The organism is Microbacterium sp. JZ37 (assembly GCF_035188445.1).
Taxonomy (GTDB): domain Bacteria; phylum Actinomycetota; class Actinomycetes; order Actinomycetales; family Microbacteriaceae; genus Microbacterium; species Microbacterium barkeri.
Map to the genome: position 1 here is coordinate 432580 of NZ_CP045253.1, position 17634 is coordinate 450213.

The window sequence follows — 17634 nt, forward strand, 5'->3', positions numbered from 1 at the left end:
GCCTCGCTCACGAGGGAGTGATGTTGAAGAGAACCATGACGGCCGCGGCGGGGCTGACTCTCGCCGCCGCCCTGACGATGTCCCTGGCGGGGCCGGCGACCGCCGAGGTCCCGGTCGGCGAGCCGACGACGTACACGTCGTATCCGGCCATCCAGGATCCGGGCAGCAGCGCGCCCGACTACTTCCAGCCGCTGTGGCTCGACGACAACGGCGCGCACATCCAGGCGCACGGCGGCCAGATCGTGACCGCCGAGGAAGACGGTCGCACCGTCTACTACTGGTACGGCGAAGACCGCAGCAACGGCTACTACGGCAGCCCCGGCGTGCACGCCTACAAGTCGTACGACACCGTGAACTGGGTCGACCAGGGCGTCGTGCTGCGCTCGGTGTCCGACGCCTCCGAACTCGAGACGGAGTACTTCGACGCCCTCTACGACACGGTCGACGACGCGGGTCAGCCGCGCACGGAGCGCATCGCCGAGCTGAACTACCACCTCAACACGAACGACGCTGCCGAGTACACGACGATCTTCGAGCGGCCCAAGGTGCTCTTCAATGAGAGCACGGGCAAGTGGGTGCTGTGGTGGCATTCGGATGGCCAGACGACCCCGGGTGGGAGCATGTACGCCCGCTCGATGGCGGGCGTGGCCGTCTCGGACAGCCCGACCGGGCCCTTCAAGATGACCGGCGTCTACCGGATGCCGAACCGCACCGACTACAAGGCGTGCATCTCGGCGGCCGTTCCCGGCCAGGCCCGCGACATGACCGTGTTCCAGGACGACGACGGCACGGCGTACATCGTCTACTCCTCGGAGGAGAACCGCTCGCTGTACATCGCGGAGCTCGACGCGTCGTACACGAACGTCACCCACACGACCGACACCGACATGGCCGACGCGGGGCAGTACTCGGAGGACGGCCGATTCCCCTATCTCTTCGCGGACGGGACTCCGGAGGCGCCCGTGCGCGGTGAGGACTTCCAGATCGTCAAGGAGTGCGGCATGCTCGAGGCGCCCGCGCTCTTCGAGCACGGCGGCCGGTACTACGTGGTCGCATCGGGCGCGACGGGCTGGGCGCCGAACCCGCAGACATACCACACGGCCGACACCATCCTCGGGTCGTGGATCCGCGGCGTCCAGGCCGACGACGCCTACGAGAACGTCGCGTACAACGCGATCCCGGAGGGCGGCGACGGCCTCCTCTCGGTCGGCGACGTGCGCCGCACGACGTTCGGCTCGCAGTCCACGAACGTGCTCGACCTGGGCGGCGGCCGCTTCGTCTACATGGGCGATCGCTGGAACTCCGGTGCCGCCGACTCGACCTACGTGTGGCTGCCGATCACCATCGGCGAGAACGGCCGGGCCGAGATGCGCAATCCCGCGACGGAGGACCCGGAGCGCTGGGGCGCCGGCTGGGATACGTCGTACTTCGACGAGCACGGTCTGGGCGACGGCATCTGGTCGGTCGTCGACGACCGCCTGCCGGAGACCGTCGAACCGGGGGAGGACTTCTCCGCGAAGCTGCCCGAGACCGTCCCGGTCGCCGTCGACGGTGCGACGGCCGAGGTCGCGGTGACGTGGAGCGCGACGTCGTTCGACGAGCGGGGCACGCAGCTCATCACCGGCACCCTGGCGGCCGATGCGACGTTCACGGCGGGGCGCACGTTCACGCGCACGATCGAGGTCGCGACGCCCGGCATCGTGAACCTCGCGCTCGACGCCGCGGTGGCGGCATCGAGCCGCCAGGACCTCGCCGGCACGACGGCCGACGGCAACGTCAAGGGCAAGGGCTGGGACGACTGGGTCGGGGGCGGCGTGTACCCCAAGAGCAGCTGGCTGTCGTACGCCTGGGCCTTCCCGCAGGACGTCGACGAGGTCGTCGTGCACACCTACAAGGACGGCGCAGGCGCGACGTGGCCGTCGACCATCGCCGCAGAGTACCTCGACGCATCGGGGGCCTGGGTGTCGGCGAACGCGAGCGTCGACCTCGCGCAGGACGCCTCGGCCACCGCACCCGTCGCGAAGCTCGACGTGTCGGGCATCCCGGCGACCAGCGGGGTCCGCCTGCAGCTGAAGACCGCGACGAACGTGTGGCAGTCGATCTCCGAGGTGCAGCTGTGGGGCGCCGAGAGAGTGCGGGATGTCTGCGGTGCCGACGGCACGACGCTCACGGCGAGCTTCCACCAGACGCAGTACGAGACGATGCCGCCCGCGAACGCGTGCGACGGCAGCGCCGCGACCTCGTGGTCGACGTGGGACAGCACGAAGCGCGACCAGGCGACGCTCACGATCGAGCCCGCCGAGGCCCATATCGTGGACCGGGTCGGCTTCACCAACCGCGAGGGCACCATCACGGGCGTGAGCGTCGAGTACCGCGACGCGCACGGCACCTGGCACCCGACGACCGCGCAGGACGTCGTCCCGAGCGCGAACGGCACGCCCACGTCGTTCACCTTCGAGCCGGTGCTCGCCTCGGCCGTGCGTCTCGTCTTCGCGACGCCGGGCTCGTACCTCAAGATCCCGGTGCTCGCGGTCGGCGCGGTCGACGCCGCGGTCGAGCCCGCCGTGACGAGCCGCTGCGTGGGAGGCAAGGTCCAGCTCGTCGCGACCGCGCGCAACACGGCGGACGGCCCGGCGGATGTCGCGGTGCAGAGCGCGTACGGAGGGCGCGTCCTCGACGAGCTCGCGCCAGGACACGCGGCCTCGGCCGCGATCGCCGTCCGAGCCGCCTCGGCGACGGCCGGCGAGACGACCTTCACGGGAGCGGATGGCGTGCCCGTGACGGTGGGCTACCCCGCCGCCAGCTGCGGCTGAGTGCGCGCGGGTGCCCCGGCCGCGGCCGGGGCACCCGCGACCGATTCCGACCGCTTCCCGAAGGCGGCTCTTGCCAAGCCGGCAGGGGATCGCTACTGTCTTCCTAGTTTCATCGACGGTTAGATTTATCGTCGAAGAGACACCCGTCGGCGATGGAGCCGATGCTCCGACTGCAGAGAGGCAGAGGATGTCCGTGACGGACAGGGTGCAGCCCAGACGACGGCTGCTGAAGGATCTCAGGCACAGCAGGGTGCTCATCCTCATGTGCATCCCGGCGATCGTGTTCTTCGCGATCTTCAGCTATGCGCCGCTCCCCGGGATCTGGATCGCGTTCACCAACTTCAACTACCGCGACGGCATCTTCGGCAGCCCGTTCGTGGGGTTCCAGAACTTCGAGTTCCTCATCAAGTCGGGCCAGCTCTGGCTGCTCACGCGGAACACGATCCTCTACAACCTCGCGTTCATCGTGCTGGGGAACATCCTGCAGATCGCGCTTGCGATCATGCTCAGCGAGATCGCCTCGAAGTACTTCAAGAAGGTCACGCAGACGGTGATGTTCCTGCCGTACTTCATCTCGGTCGTGCTCATCGGCGTGATCGCGTTCAACCTGCTCAACTACGACACCGGCGCGCTCAACGCCCTCATCGAGTCGACCGGCGGCGACCCGATCAAGATCTACAGCACGGCGGGCGCGTGGCCGCTCATCATCATCCTCGTCCACCTCTGGCAGAGCACCGGGTACGGGTCGATCGTGTACTTCGCGGCGATCATGGGCATCGACCGGACGCTGTTCGAGGCCGCGGCGATCGACGGGGCCTCGGCGTGGCAGCGGATCCGCTACGTCATCCTGCCGAGCCTCAAGCCGACGTTCATCATCCTGCTGCTGTTCTCGCTGGGCGGGATCATGAACGGCAACTTCGGCCTGTTCTGGAACCTCATCGGCAACAACGCCGCCCTGTTCTCGACCACCGACATCATCGAGACCTCGGTGTACCGGATGGTCATGTCGCAGAACAACTTCACGACGTCGACCGCGGTCGGCCTCTACCAGTCCCTCTTCGGTTTCGCCCTCGTGATGACGGCGAACTGGGTCGTGCGAAGGATGAACAAGGACTATGCAATCTTCTGAGACGCTCGTCCCCCCGCCCACGGTCACCGAGGCGGTCACGACCGCGAACGCGAGGAAGCGCCGCGGCGGCCCGACCGGGCGGCCGACGACCATCAAGCTCGCGAAGAGCGACTACACGCTCAAGGCGATCTCGTATGTGACGATCTCGCTCTTCTCGCTGTTCTGCGCGCTGCCGTTCATCCTCATCATCTCGGCGTCGTTCTCGAGCGAGTCCGAGATCATGAAGAGCGGGTTCGGACTGTGGCCGAAGGGCTTCACGCTCACGGCGTACGAGTACATCTTCAACTCGCCTCGGCAGATCCTCGGCTCCTACGCCGTGACGATCATCATGACGGTCGCGGGCACGGCGATCGGGCTCTTCATCATCTCGATGACGGGGTACGCCCTGTTCCGCCGGGACTTCCGGTACCGCAATGTCATCTCGTTCTTCATCTACTTCACGACGCTGTTCTCCGCGGGCCTCGCGCCGACCTTCCTCTGGGTGGGGCGTGACCTGGGGCTGCGCGGCAGCTACCTCGCGGTCTTCCTGCAGCTGCTCATGACGCCGTGGCTCATCATCCTCATGAAGAACTTCATGCGGACGGTCCCGTACGAGATCGTCGAGTCGGGCAAGGTCGACGGCGCGGGCGACTTCCGGATCTTCGCGCAGCTCACGCTCCCGATGATGAAGCCGGCGCTCGCGACGATCGGCCTCTTCCTCGCTCTCGGCTACTGGAACGAGTGGTACCTGTCATCGCTCTACCTCGGCAGCTCCGTGGAGTTCAAGCCGCTGCAGTACTACCTCTACAACGTCATCAACACCGCGAACGCGCTGCGCAACTCGGTCGCCGGCGACAACGTGGTGATCTCCGAGCTGCCGAGCAACACCCTCAAGATGGCGAGCGCCGTGATCGCGACCGGCCCGATCCTCCTCGTCTACCCGTTCGTCCAGAAGTACTTCGTCACCGGCATCACCGTCGGCGCCGTCAAGGGCTGAACCCGATCCCACCCCTCCACCAGGAATGAGCCGAAGGAGTCTCACATGAGAAGGAACATCGTCCGAGCGGGAGCAGCGCTGCTCGCCGTGGGCGTCAGCGCGGGCATGCTGTCGGCGTGCACCGCCGGCAGCGGCGAGCAGTCGAGCGGCACCGCCGAGATCACGATGCTCGTGCTCGGCGACAAGCCGACCAACGGGCGCGTCGAGGCCATGCTCGAGAAGCTCAACGAGCGCCTCGCCGAGGAGGTGGGTGCGACGCTCGACCTCTACTACGTCGAGTGGGCCGACTGGCAGACGCAGTACAACGTGCAGCTGCTCTCCGGGGACTCGAACATCGACCTCATCACCACGGCCACCGACTGGCTGTTCGCGTGGGAGAACGCGGAGAAGGGAGCCTTCCTGCCGCTGTCGGAGGAGATGCTCCAGGAGCACGCGCCGAAGACGTGGGAGCAGGTCGAAGCCGACGGGCACTGGGATCTCACGAAGCTCGACGACGGGCAGATCTACTTCATCCCCGAGGACAACTTCACCCAGTGGACGAACCACGGGTTCTTCTACCGCGGGGACTGGGCGGCCGAGGCCGGCTTCGAGAACGGCGAGATCACCGCCTTCGAGGACTTCACGACCTACTTCCAGTGGGTCAAGGAGAACAAGCCGGAGGCCTACCCGTGGGATGTCGCCGGCACGAACGAGGCCGCCCTCACGGGCTATCTGCAGGGGCACACCGACCTGCAGACGATCCAGCAGATCAGCGCGGGCATCTACTACCCGTTCCAGACGTCCGAGTCCGACCCGTACACGGTCACGTCCTGGTACATGGAGGGCGACGAGCTGCTCGAGGCCGCCGAGCTCGCCAAGGAGTGGAACGACATCGGGGTGTGGCGCGAGGACGCGCTCAACTACGACGGCGACACCCGCGAGCTCTTCTACTCGGGCCTGTCGGGCGCCGACCAGCACCACACCCAGACGTTCGTGGGCGGCATCGTGCACAACATGAACGAGCGCCAGCCCGGATCGGACCCCAAGTTCTTCTACTGGGGCCAGGAGAACGGCAACTACTTCCGCGACATCCTCACGCACGGCGCGATGGCCGTGAGCGCGACCTCGGCGAACCCGGAGAAGGCGCTCGAGGTGTACGACATGCTCCGCAACGACGAGGAGTCGTACCGCCTCATCAACTACGGCATCGAGGGCACCGACTACGTCATCACGGACGACGGCAAGCTCGACAACCCCGAGGGCTACGACCCGTCGACCGACGCGCTCGGGGCCAACTTCTGGGCCGGCCGCATGGACGAGTACGAGCTGCCGCGGGTCACCGACGCGGAGAACAAGCAGGAGCTCTACGACCAGCTCGACGCCGAGGCGAAGGACTACCCGTACTCGACCCTCCTGTTCAACAAGGACGCGATCGATCCGACTCTCGCCGCCATGGGCGCGGTGTTCTCGGAGTACATCCCGCAGCTGCAGTACGGCAAGTTCGACGACCCCGAGGCCGCGATCGAGGAGATGCGCCAGAAGCTCCGCGACGCGGGCTACGAGGACGCCCTCGCCTCGGTCCAGGCCGACATGGACGCCTGGGCGGAGACCCAGTGACCGCAGGCGACTGAGCGCCTGCATCGGCAAGGGCGGGCCCGCGCACCGCGGGCCCGCCCGATCTCGAAAGGGGAGAGGATGAACGGCATCTTCGCGGCGGACTCCGCGCTCATGCGGTTTCTCACGCGCGTCGCCGACGCGATGATCCTCAACGGCCTGTTCATCGTGGCGTCGCTGCCCGTCGTGACCATCGGCGCATCGCTCACCGCGCTGAGCTTCACGGGGCGGAGGCTCGCGACGGGCGCGTGCGAATCGGTCACGGGCGACTTCCTCCGGTCCTTCCGGCGGAACCTCCGCCAGGCGACGGCCGTGTGGCTGCTCATGCTGCTCGTCGGCGCGGCGCTCGCCGCATGGTTCGTCGTCGTGAACGGGATCGGAGTCCCGCCGATGCTCGAGTTCGCCCTCCTCGCGATCTGGTACGTCGTCGTGTTCTTCTGCGTCGCGTGGGCCGTCTACGTCTTCCCCTATCTCGCGACCTTCGAGGGGACCATCCCCGAGGTCCTCCGGAACGCGCGGCTCCTCTCCCTGCGGCACCCGCTCTCGACGTTCCTCATCCTGACCGTCCTCGTGCTGTCGGCGGTCGTCACGATCTTCTCCCCGCAGGCCACCGGCTACGGCCTGCTGTGGCTCCTCATCGGATTCGGCGGGCTCGCCATCGTCATCGGCAGCGTGCTCGACCGGGTCTTCAGCCGGTACATCGACTCTTCGAGCGAGAGGTAGGCGCGTGCGCGCGAACCCCATCATCCCCTGGCGCTTCCACCTCGGCGACGAGCCCGACGCGTGGAAGAAGGGCTTCGACGACACCGCATGGCGTGCCGTGAGGGTGCCGCACGACTGGAGCGTCGAGCAGGAGTTCTCGCGCGACTGCTCGAGCGGCACGGGATATCTGCCGGGCGGCGTCGGCTGGTACCGCGCCCACGTGCCGATGGGCGAGCTCGCCGACGCCCCGCATGTGCGCCTCGTGTTCCACGGGGTCTACAAGAACGCGCAGGTCTGGGCGAACGGATACCACCTCGGCGGACGGCCGTCGGGGTACGCCGCGTTCTCGTTCGACCTGACCGAGATCCTCTCCTACGCGCCCGACGACGACCTCGTGCTGAGCGTGCGGGTCGACCACTCCGACCTCTCCGACTCGCGCTGGTACAACGGCGCGGGGATCACCCGCGGCGTCGAGATCGAGGTGCACGAGGCCGTGCGCCTCCGTGAGCACGGCACGGCCTTCACGACGGTGTCGGCCGACGCCGACGAGGCCGTCGTGCGCGTCGTCCAGACCCTCGTCAACGACGGCCCCGAGCCGGTGTCGGTGCGGCTCCGGCACGAGCTGCGCTCACTGACGTCGGGGCGCGTGCACGCCTTCGGCGCGGCCGTCGAGGTGCCAGCGGGCGGCGCGGCCGACGTCGAGAGCGAGGCGCGCGTGCCCGATCCCGAGCTCTGGTCCGACACCGATCCGCACCTGCACCGTCTGTCGACGACCCTTGAGCCCGACCGGGGGCCATCCGCCCGCTACACGCAGACCGTCGGGATCCGCACGGTCGCCTTCGACCCCGCCGCGGGCTTCTCGGTCAACGGCGAGCCGCGCACGCTCACGGGCGTGTGCCTGCACGAGGACGCGGGGCCGTTCGGCACCGCCGTGCCCCCGGCGGTGTGGCTGCGGCGCCTGCTGCGGCTGAAGGAGATGGGCGCGAACGCCGTGCGCATGGCCCACAATCCGCACGCCCCCGAGCTGTACGCCCTCTGCGACGCGCTCGGCCTCTTCGTGATCGACGAGGCCTTCGACGAGTGGGAGAACCCGAAGAACAAGTGGTGGCAGGGGCACAACGTGTACCCGCCGCGGCATGAGGGCTACGCCAAGGACTTCCCGGAGTGGCACGAGCGCGACCTCGTCGCCATGATCGACGCGCATCGCGGCCATCCGTCGATCATCGCGTGGAGCATCGGCAACGAGATCGACTACCCGAACGACCCGTACGCGAGCCCCCTCTTCGACGAGATGACCGGCAACAACGACGCGAGCAAGCCCGCGGCCGAGCGCGTCTACGATCCGTCGCGTCCGGACATCCGGCGCCTGACGACGATCGCTCGGCGGCTCGCGGCGATCGTCCGCGCGAAGGACCCGACGCGGCCCGTCACGATCGCGGCGGCCTTCCCCGAGCTGTCGAGCCTCACGGGCTTCCTCGACGACATCGACGTCGTGGGCTACAACTACAAGGAGCACCTGTACGAGGCCGACCACGCGCGGTTCCCCGACAAGCCTCTGCTGGGCAGCGAGAACGGCCACGGCTACGCCGAGTGGCAGCACGTCGTACGGGCCGACTACGTGGCGGGACAGTTCCTGTGGACCGGCATCGACTATCTCGGAGAGGCCCACGGATGGCCCGTGCACGGCTCGGGGGCGGGGCTGCTCACGCTCGCGGGCTTCGCGAAGCACACGTGGCATCTGCGGCGCAGCTGGTGGACCGACGAGCCGGTCGCGCATCTCGTGACCCGACCGGCAGGGGAGGGCCCGCGCAGCTTCTGGAGCCATCCCGTCTCGCGTGCATGGGAGGGCGGGGAGCGGGTCGAGGTGCTCTGCTTCGCGGGTGGCGGCGAGCCGCGGCTCACCTGCGGAGGCGACACGATCCCGCTCGCATGGGACGACGAGGGCGGCTTCTGGACGGCCGAGATCGACGTGCGCTCCGCGCCGCTCGTGCTCGAGATCGTCCGCGACGGCGACGTCGTCGCACAGGACGAGCTCCGCGCGCGCGGGGCGGCCACCCGCCTCGACGCGGTCGTCTGGGAGGCCCCGGAGCATGCGGCGCGCCGCTGCGCCGACGCCGGCCTCGCTCTCGACGGCGCCCCGTTCGACGGTCTCGTGCAGATCGAGTGCGCGCTGCGCGACGCCGACGGAGGATCGGCGCGGGACGAGCGGATGGTCTCGGTCGAGGTCTCCGGCGGCGAGCTGCTCGGGATCGAGAACGGCGACCTCGCCGACGTCACGCCCTACGCGAGCTCGCAGCGGCGGACCCTCGAGGGGCGGCTCGCCGTGTTCGTGCGCGCGGACGCCGGCGCCGTCGTGCGCCTCCGGGCCGAGGGGCTCCCCGAGACGATCGTGGAGTGCGGGCCGTGACATACTGGCGACGACCGGCGGGGGACCGGTCGCCGGGATCGCCCGCCGCGGCGGCGGACCCGATGCGGATGGCCGCGGCGCGGGAGTGAACATGGCTGTCTCGAGGCGCACGTCGCGCGACATCCGGAGCGAGTCGCGGCTCGACGTGCTGCACGTCCTGCTGTCGCAGGGCGAGACCACGCGCAACGAGATCGCCCGCACGACGGGGCTCAGCCCGGCGACCGTCGCCACGGTGGTGGGCGAGCTCCTCGTCGAGGGCATCGTCGTCGAGACGAAGGTCACGGTCGGCCGGATCGGGCGGCCGACGGCGACGCTCGCGATGAACCCCGATCGCGGCCGGGTGGTCGGCATCGACGTCGCCGAGACCTACGTGCGCGCCGAGCTGTTCGACACGGCGCTCACCCAGATCGCGCTCGTCGACGTCGCGCGCGACGAGCACCTCCTCGACCCCGACTCCGTCGTCGAGGCGATCGGCAGCGCGCTCGACCGCGTGCTCGAGCAGGGCGGCGTCCACCGGGGCGATGTGCTCGGCGTCGGGGTCTCGCTGCCGGGGCTCGTGCAGGCGCCCGCCGGCGTCTCGGTGCTCGTGCCGAACTGGACCTGGCACACCGTCGAGCTCGACCGCCTGCGCGAGCGGGTGGGGCTGCCGCTCGTCATCGACAACCCGCTCAAGGTCATCGCGACGGCGGAGCTCTGGCTCGGGCGCGGCCGGTCGCATTCGAGTCTCGTCACCGTGAACCTCGGCACGGGCGTCGGCGCCGCGATCGTGCTCGAGGGGCGCATCCTGCGCGGAGCGACGAATCTCGCGGGGGAGTGGGGGCACTCGCTGCTCGCGCTCGACGGCCGCGGGTGCCGCTGCGGCCGCCGCGGCTGCGTCGAGGCGTATGTCGGAGCACCCGGGATCCGGCAGACCCTCCGCGAGATCGCCCCGGACCATCCGCTTCTCGCGCTCGACTCGCAGCGCGACTTCATCGAGGCGATGGCCGGAGCGGCGGATGGGCCCGAGCACGATGCGGCGGTCGACGAGACGATCGCGCGCACCGCCTGGTACCTGGGGTCGGCGCTCGCCGATCTCGTCGCGGTCGTCAACCCCGAGGTGGTGACGCTCACCGGCTGGACGGCCTGGGCGCTCGGCGATCGCCTGCTGCCGGCGACCCGCGAGCACCTGCGCGACCAGGCGCCCGGGACGGCCGGGGCCGACGTCGAGCTCGGCGTGTCGACGATCGGCGGGAGCACCGTGTCCACCGGAATCGCCGTCATCGCGCTCGAGCGCTTCCTCGCCGACGCGGGCCTTCTGACGAGCCGGACGCCGATCGCGCTCTGACGGCTCTGCGCGCTCTGCACGTCGGGGCTCTGCAGGCTCTGCATGTCTCACTCTCCGCGGTTCTGGCGGGGGCGAAGCCGCCGAGAGTGAGACATGCAGGGCTTGCCGCGGGCGTCGGGATGCGTGTGCGGGACACAGCGCAGGAGTTCTCCGTGGCCTGAGCCGCGGGAACCGGATTCCGGGGCGTGTCGGCCGCGGATCTCCTGCGTCGTGTCCCGCGCTCAGCCGACCGGGATGGTCGTTCCGCGCACGACGAGCTGGACGGGCGTGTGCAGGACGCCGCTCTCGATCCCGTTGTCGTCGAACGCGTGGAAGAGGTGCTGCGCGGCGGTTCGGCCCAGCGCCTCGAAGTCCACGCCGACCGTCGTCAGGCGCGGGCGCGAGTTCTCGGCGAGCACCGTCCAGTTGTCGAAGCCGATCACCGCGAGGTCGCGTGGCACGTCGCGCCCGAGATCGCGCGCCGCGTCGAGCACGCCGCGCGCGATCTGGTCCGAGCCGCAGAAGACGGCGTCGATCTCCGGATCGCGCTCGAGCAGAAGGGCCGCAGCCGCCCGCCCCCAGTGCTCCGACCACTCGCCGAGCATCGGCTCCGCCGCGAAGGCCGTGCCGGCCGCGGCGAGCGCCTCCTGTGCTCCGCTCAGGCGATCCTGCGCGGCGGCATAGGAGGGATCGCCTCCGATGTGCACGATGCGGCTGCGGCCGCACGCGAGCAGATGGCGGATGGCCAGACGGCCGCCCTCGACGTTGTCGGGCGTGAGCGACAGGTCGCGCGGATCGCTGGACGGTGCATAGACGTACACCACGGGGACCGGCAGCGCGCGGCCGAGGCTCCTGCGGGGATCGGTGCGGTCGCCCACGACGATGATCCCGTCGACCCTGCGGCTGAGCAGCGCGCGCAGGTGATGCTGCTCGCGGACGGCGTCGCCGCGCGCGTCGCACAGGAACACGTCGATGCGCCCCGCGCCGAAGGCGTCCTCGGCACCCATGAGGATGGGCAGGACGAAGCGGCCGTCGAGGTCGCTCGTGAGGAGTCCCACCGTGCTCGTGCGCCCGGCGGTGAGGCCGCGCGCGACCGCGTTTGGGGTGAACCCGACCTCCTCGGCTGCCGCCAGCACGCGAGCCCTCGTCGCCGCTGCGACGTCGGTGCGGCCGTTGAGTGCCTTGGAGGCGGTCGCCGCCGAGACGCGCGCGCGCTGCGCGACGTCGTTCAGGGTGGCGGCCCGCCCGTTGCGCTCCGTGCTCATCGCTCTAGCGTGCCACAGTCTCGAAACCGTTACATGGATTTCTGCACGGTCGTGCTTGACGGCCCGAAGTGTCGCCGCTAGATTCAACGAAAGCCGTTTCGAAAGCTTTCGTGCGGCGTGTCGAGCATCGGCGGCAACGGCGGCGTGCTCGCTCAACGAAGAGCCAGAGGAGCAGACACATGATCACGACCATCCGGCGCGGCACAGCGATGCGCGCCGCAGGACTCGCCGTCGCGGGCGCGCTCGCGGTGGGCCTCACGGCGTGCTCGGGCGACAGCGGGGGCCAGGCCGCGGTCGACGAGATCCCCGCCGAGGGCGTAGACGACGGCTCCACCCTCTCGCTGTGGACGCGTGCGCCGATCGAGGCGCAGGCCAAGCTGCTCGTGGAGGAGTACAACGCCACGCACGAGAACCAGGTGGAGCTCACGGTCGTCCCGAACGACGACTACGTGGCGAAGGTCGGGGCGGCCGCGGGGTCCGGCGGGCTGCCGGACCTGTTCGCCGCCGACGTCGTCTACGTGCCGAACTGGGCGGGCCAGGGGCTCTTCCAGGACATCTCGCCGCTCGTCGAGCAGCTCGACTACGCCGACGAGATCAACGCGGGCCACATGTCGGCCGGCACGATCGACGATGCCGAGTACACGCTGCCCTTCGTGCTCGACCTGTCGGTCATGATGTGGAACAAGGAGCTCGTCGAGCAGGCGGGCCACGACCCCGAGAAGGCCCCCGAGACGATCGCGGAGTTCGCCGAGATCGCGCGTGACGTCGACGCGCTCGGCCTGGACGGCGTCTCCGGCACCTCGACCGGCCTCAACTGCGGCGGCTGCCTGCTCTTCACGTGGTTCCCGTCGATCTGGGCGTCCGGTGAGGAGGTCCTCAGCGAGGACGGCACCGAGTCGCTCCTCGACGGCGAGGCCGCGCAGGAGATCTACGGCACATGGAAGGGCCTCGTCGACGACGGCGTCGTCGCGCCCGGGTCCGAGGACGAGACCGGCGCCACGTGGGTCGCCGGCTTCCAGGAGGGCAAGGTCGGCATCATGCCGTACCCGGCGACGCTTCTCCCGGCTCTCGAGTTCGACGCGGGCGTCGCGGGCCTCCCCGGCGTCGACGGCGGCGCCTCGACCTTCGTCGGCGGCGACAGCATCGGCATCTCGAAGGACTCCGAGCTCTCTGCGCAGGCGTGGAACTTCCTCGCGTGGATGATGTCGGAGGAGACGCAGGTCGACGTCCTCGCGGCGAACGGCAACGTGGTCTCCCGCGGAGACCTCGCCGACAACGAGCACGCATCGGCCGACCCGCGCCTCGTGACGATCAACGAGGTCGCCGCCCAGGGCGACACCCCCGTGGCCGTCAACTTCCAGCAGGCCTTCAACGCCGCGGGAAGCCCCTGGCTCACCCTCGTGCGCAACGAGGTGCTCGGCGAGGGCGGAACCCTCGAAGAGGACAACGCCGCGATCACCGAGATCCTCTCGCAGTGACAGCCGCCGTCGGGGTGCTCCCCGCAGCGGAGCGCCCCGACGGCATCGGACAGAAGGATCCACGATGACCACCGCCGCCACGACCGCGCGACGTCCCGGGCGGACCCGCGCGCAGCGCGCGCACGCCATCCAGGGATGGCTGTACGCCTCGCCCACCGCCCTCTTCGTCGGCGTCCTCTTCGTCGTCCCCCTCGTCCTCGTCGTGGCCATGTCCCTCGGCGACTGGCCGCTGCTCGCGGGCTTCCGGGGCTGGAACTTCCCCGACAACTACATCGCAGCCGTCGACCACCGCCTGTTCTGGGAGGCCATCCGCTTCACGGTGATCTACACGATCGCCGCGACGGTCCTCCTCATCGGCCTCGGCCTTGGGCTGGCCCTGCTCGTGCAGGAGTCGTCGCGGTGGCGGTCGTTCCTGCGCACCGCCTTCCTCGTGCCGAGCGCCCTCGGCCTCGCCTCGGCGTCGCTCCTCTTCTATGTCCTGTACTCGCCGATCGCGGGTCCGTTCGCGGAATGGATGGAGTCATCCGGTTTCACGATCCTCGGGACGCCGGGCGGCGCGCTGTGGGCGACGGTCTTCCTCATCGTGTGGCGCTTCACGGGGTTCTACATGCTGCTCATGCTCGTGGGCCTCCAGGCGATCCCGGGCGAGGTGTACGAGGCGGCGCGCATCGACGGGGCCTCGAAGCTGCAGACCTTCCTGCACGTCACGATGCCCCTCATGCGGCCCACCTTCGCGCTCACGATCGTCATGTGCGTCACGGGCTCGCTGCTCGCGTTCGAGCAGTTCTACATCCTCACCAAGGGCGGTCCCGACAACTCCACGATGACCGTCGTTCAGCTCATGTACTCCATGGCCTTCCAGGGGCAGAACGACCTCGGGATCGCGGGGGCGCTGTCGGTCATCGTGCTCATCGCCCTCGTCGTCATCAACGTCTTCCAGCTGCGGGTGCTCCGCGGCGGAGAGGAGAGCTGACATGACCGCGCTCGCTCCGACCGAGACCGAGGTCATCGTCACGGAGGGCCGCGGCGCGTCGCGCGCGCCGCGGCAGGGCGGATGGCGCCGGCTGCTCGCGAGGGCGCCGTTCGGCATCTTCTCGGCCGCGCTCGCGGCCGTCTTCCTCTACCCGCTCGTCTGGGCCGTCGTGTCGTCGTTCGCGCCGCGCGCCGGCACGAGTCAGACGGAAGGCTGGGGTCTCGGGAACTACGCGACGCTCGCCGAGTTCCAGGCGGGCATCTGGGTCTACCTCGGCAACTCGCTCGTCGTGTCGGGCCTCACCGTGATCCTCACGCTCGTGATCTCGTTCCTCGGGGGATACGCATTCGCCCGGTTCTCGTTCCCGGGGAAGACCGCGCTGTTCCTCACGACCCTGGCCATCCTCATGGTCCCGTACGCGACCCTCCTCATCCCGCTGTACGTGATCCTCAACGGCCTCGGCCTCGGCAACACGACCGTGGGCGTCGCCCTCGTGCTCACGATGTTCCAGCTGCCGTTCTCCACGTTCATGATGCGGATCTCGTTCGAGTCGATCCCGCGCGAGCTCGACGAGGCCGCCCTCGTCGACGGCTGCAACAGCTTCTCGGCGCTGTGGCGCGTGCTGCTGCCCGCGACCAAGCCGGGGCTCATCACTGTGGGGCTCTTCGCCTTCCTCACCGCGTGGAACGACTTCATCGCGCCTCTCATCCTCATCAGCGACACGAATCGGATGACGCTGCCGCTCGCGGTCGCGAATCTGCGCGGCCAGACGATGGGCGTGATCGACTACGGCGCCACGCTCGCCGGGGTCGCGGTCCTCGCGCTGCCCTGCGTGCTCCTGTTCCTCGTTCTCCAGCGTCACTACGTGCAGGGCTTCATGTCCGGCGCCTTCAAGGGATGATCATGACACTCACCACATCGCACCGCGCGACCGCGGCGGCTGCCGCTCCTGTCCTGCCGAGCTCGGGCGCGCTGCGTCCCCTGGGGATCGAGGAGGTCGCGATCACGGGAGGGTTCTGGGGTGCTCGGCAGCGCGTGAACCGGCGCGCGACCCTCGCGCACATCGGCACGTGGCTCGAGCGCGAGGGCTGGATCCGCAACTTCGAGCTCGCCGTCGCCGGCGGGCTGCCCGAGGGCCGCCGTGGTCGTGAGTTCTCCGATTCCGAGGTCTACAAGTACCTCGAGGCGCTCGCGTGGGAGATCGGCCGTGCCCCCGATGACGAGCTCGAGCGCGTGTTCCGCGACGTCGTCTCGGTCGTGGGCGCGGCGCAGGAGCCCGATGGGTACCTGAACACGCGGTTCGGCCGCCCCGGTCAGGGCCCGAGGTGGTCCGACCTCGAATGGGGGCACGAGCTCTACTGCCTCGGGCACCTCTTCCAGGCCGCGGTCGCGCGGGCACGCACGAAGCCCGGCGCCGACGACGGGCTCCTCGAGATCGCGACACGCGCCGCCGACCTCGTCTGCGAGGTGTTCGGCGAGGACGGCATCCCGTCGATGTGCGGGCACGCGGAGATCGAGACGGGACTGGTCGAGCTCGGTCGCGTCACAGGCGAGCCCCGCTACATCGCGCAGGCGAAGCTCTTCGTCGACCGGCACGGCACGGGCGTGCTCGCGGACATCGAGTTCGGCCGCTCGTACTTCCAGGACGACATCCCGATCCGCGAGGCCGACGTCCTCCGCGGCCACGCCGTGCGCGCGAACTACCTCTCGTCGGGGGCGCTCGACGTCGCTGTCGAGACGGCCGACGGCGAGCTGTCCTCGGCGCTCGTGCGGCAGTGGGACAACACGGTCGCCCGCCGCACGTACATCACCGGCGGGCAGGGCGCCCACCACCAGGACGAGGCGTTCGGCGCCGACTTCGAGCTGCCGCCCGACCGCGCCTACTCCGAGACCTGCGCGGGCATCGCATCGGTCCAGTTCAGCTGGCGCCTGCTGCTCGAGCGCGGGGAGGCGAAGTACGCCGACCTCATCGAGCGCACGCTGTACAACGTCGTCGCGACGTCGCCCTCGTCCGCTGGCACGGCGTTCTACTACGCGAACACGCTGCACCAGCGCACGCCGGGAGAGGTCGCCGACCCGGATGCGCCGTCCGCGCGTGCGGAGTCGTCGCTGCGCGCGCCGTGGTTCGAGGTGTCGTGCTGCCCGCCCAACGTCGCCCGCACCCTCGCCAGCCTCGCCGCGTACGTCGCGACCGTCGACGAGGAGGGGCTCCAGATCCACCAGTACGCGCCCGCCACGATCTCGACCGCGGTCGCCGGCCACGACGTCCTGCTGCACGTGGAGACCGGCTACCCGGCGGACGGCGACATCCGCGTCACCGTGGACGCCGCAGCGGACGCGGAGTGGACGCTCTCGCTCCGCGTGCCCAGCTGGGCGGTCGGAGCAGCGCTCGAGGTCCGTTCGGCGGACGGCGGGGTCCAGACGCTCGCGGCGGAACCCGGGTACGCGACCGTGCGTCGCGCGTTCTCCGCAGGCGATGTCGTGACGCTGCGCCTCCCTGTCGCGCCGCGGCTCACGCGGCCGGACGCGCGCATCGACGCGATCCGGGGCGCGGTGGCGGTGGAGCGCGGCCCCGAGGTGCTGGCGCTCGAATCGGTCGACCTCCCCGCGGGGATCGACGTCGATGTCGTGGCGATCGATCCCGACGCGCCCCTGCGCGAAGAGGACGGACGCGTCGTCGCGCGCCTGGCCATCCGCCGCCCCGTCGACGCGCCATGGCCGTTCGGGGATCCGGAGGTCGCCGACGACGAGCAGATCGTCGACGTGCCGCTCATCCCGTATCACGAGTGGGCCGAGCGGGGCCCCTCCACGATGCGCATCTGGATCCCCGAGCGCCGCGCGGGGGCCTGACCCCGCCGCCCCTTCCACCCACCCCGACTCTGCATGTCTCACTCTCCGCGGTTCTGGCGGGCGCGAAGCCGCCGAGAGTGAGACATGCAGAGTCGGGGACGCCGAGTCTCGGGGAGAGCGGATGGCCGGGGCCGCCTTCCGCCCG

General features: G+C 69.8%; 12 protein-coding genes. 11 read left to right on the forward strand and 1 reads right to left on the reverse strand.

Going from position 1 to position 17634, the window contains the following annotated elements; genetic code table 11:
• Nucleotides 1–20 precede the first annotated feature (20 nt).
• From GC092_RS01960 to GC092_RS01990, 7 genes are all read left to right on the forward strand, one after another.
• Complete coding sequence (locus GC092_RS01960) at nt 21–2813, forward strand: discoidin domain-containing protein (protein ID WP_324013794.1); 2793 nt, start codon at nt 21–23, stop codon at nt 2811–2813.
• 193 nt (nt 2814–3006) lie between these two features.
• Nucleotides 3007–3942: an ABC transporter permease gene (locus tag GC092_RS01965; RefSeq protein ID WP_271172904.1), complete on the forward strand. Its 936-nt coding sequence runs from the start codon at nt 3007–3009 to the stop codon at nt 3940–3942.
• Complete coding sequence (locus GC092_RS01970) at nt 3929–4918, forward strand: carbohydrate ABC transporter permease (protein WP_271172903.1); 990 nt, start codon at nt 3929–3931, stop codon at nt 4916–4918. Before GC092_RS01965 ends, GC092_RS01970 begins: the two co-directional genes overlap by 14 nt.
• Before the next feature lie 45 nt (nt 4919–4963).
• Entirely contained in the window at nt 4964–6514 is a 1551-nt protein-coding gene (locus GC092_RS01975; protein WP_282978743.1) for an ABC transporter substrate-binding protein, read from the forward strand.
• Nucleotides 6515–6592: 78 nt separating this feature from the next.
• A complete protein-coding gene (locus GC092_RS01980; RefSeq protein ID WP_282978742.1) occupies nt 6593–7234 on the forward strand; it encodes a YesL family protein in 642 nt (213 codons plus the stop codon).
• A 4-nt stretch (nt 7235–7238) separates the two neighbouring features.
• Nucleotides 7239–9620, forward strand: coding sequence for a glycoside hydrolase family 2 TIM barrel-domain containing protein (locus tag GC092_RS01985; RefSeq protein ID WP_324013795.1), 2382 nt, complete (start codon nt 7239–7241; stop codon nt 9618–9620).
• A 91-nt stretch (nt 9621–9711) separates the two neighbouring features.
• Entirely contained in the window at nt 9712–10944 is a 1233-nt protein-coding gene (locus tag GC092_RS01990; protein WP_282978738.1) for an ROK family transcriptional regulator, read from the forward strand.
• A 221-nt stretch (nt 10945–11165) separates the two neighbouring features.
• Here the strand turns inward: GC092_RS01990 and GC092_RS01995 are convergent, their stop codons facing one another.
• The gene (locus tag GC092_RS01995; protein ID WP_271172898.1) at nt 11166–12188 is read right to left on the reverse strand and encodes a LacI family DNA-binding transcriptional regulator; all 1023 of its coding nucleotides are present in this window, start codon (nt 12186–12188) and stop codon (nt 11166–11168) included.
• A 179-nt stretch (nt 12189–12367) separates the two neighbouring features.
• Between GC092_RS01995 and GC092_RS02000 the strand changes: the two genes are divergently transcribed.
• The 4 genes from GC092_RS02000 to GC092_RS02015 all read left to right on the forward strand — a co-directional run bounded on the left by GC092_RS02000 (nt 12368) and on the right by GC092_RS02015 (nt 17489).
• On the forward strand, nt 12368–13666 hold the full coding sequence (locus GC092_RS02000; RefSeq protein ID WP_324013798.1) for an ABC transporter substrate-binding protein: 1299 nt from the start codon (nt 12368–12370) through the stop codon (nt 13664–13666).
• A gap of 64 nt (nt 13667–13730) precedes the next feature.
• The gene (locus GC092_RS02005) at nt 13731–14639 is read left to right on the forward strand and encodes a carbohydrate ABC transporter permease (protein WP_324013800.1); all 909 of its coding nucleotides are present in this window, start codon (nt 13731–13733) and stop codon (nt 14637–14639) included.
• A 1-nt stretch (nt 14640) separates the two neighbouring features.
• Nucleotides 14641–15540: a carbohydrate ABC transporter permease gene (locus GC092_RS02010; protein WP_271172895.1), complete on the forward strand. Its 900-nt coding sequence runs from the start codon at nt 14641–14643 to the stop codon at nt 15538–15540.
• Between the two features lie 2 nt (nt 15541–15542).
• Nucleotides 15543–17489 (forward strand): glycoside hydrolase family 127 protein, encoded by a 1947-nt coding sequence (locus tag GC092_RS02015; protein WP_324013801.1) that lies wholly within the window; start codon nt 15543–15545, stop codon nt 17487–17489.
• The last annotated feature ends 145 nt before the right edge of the window (nt 17490–17634 follow it).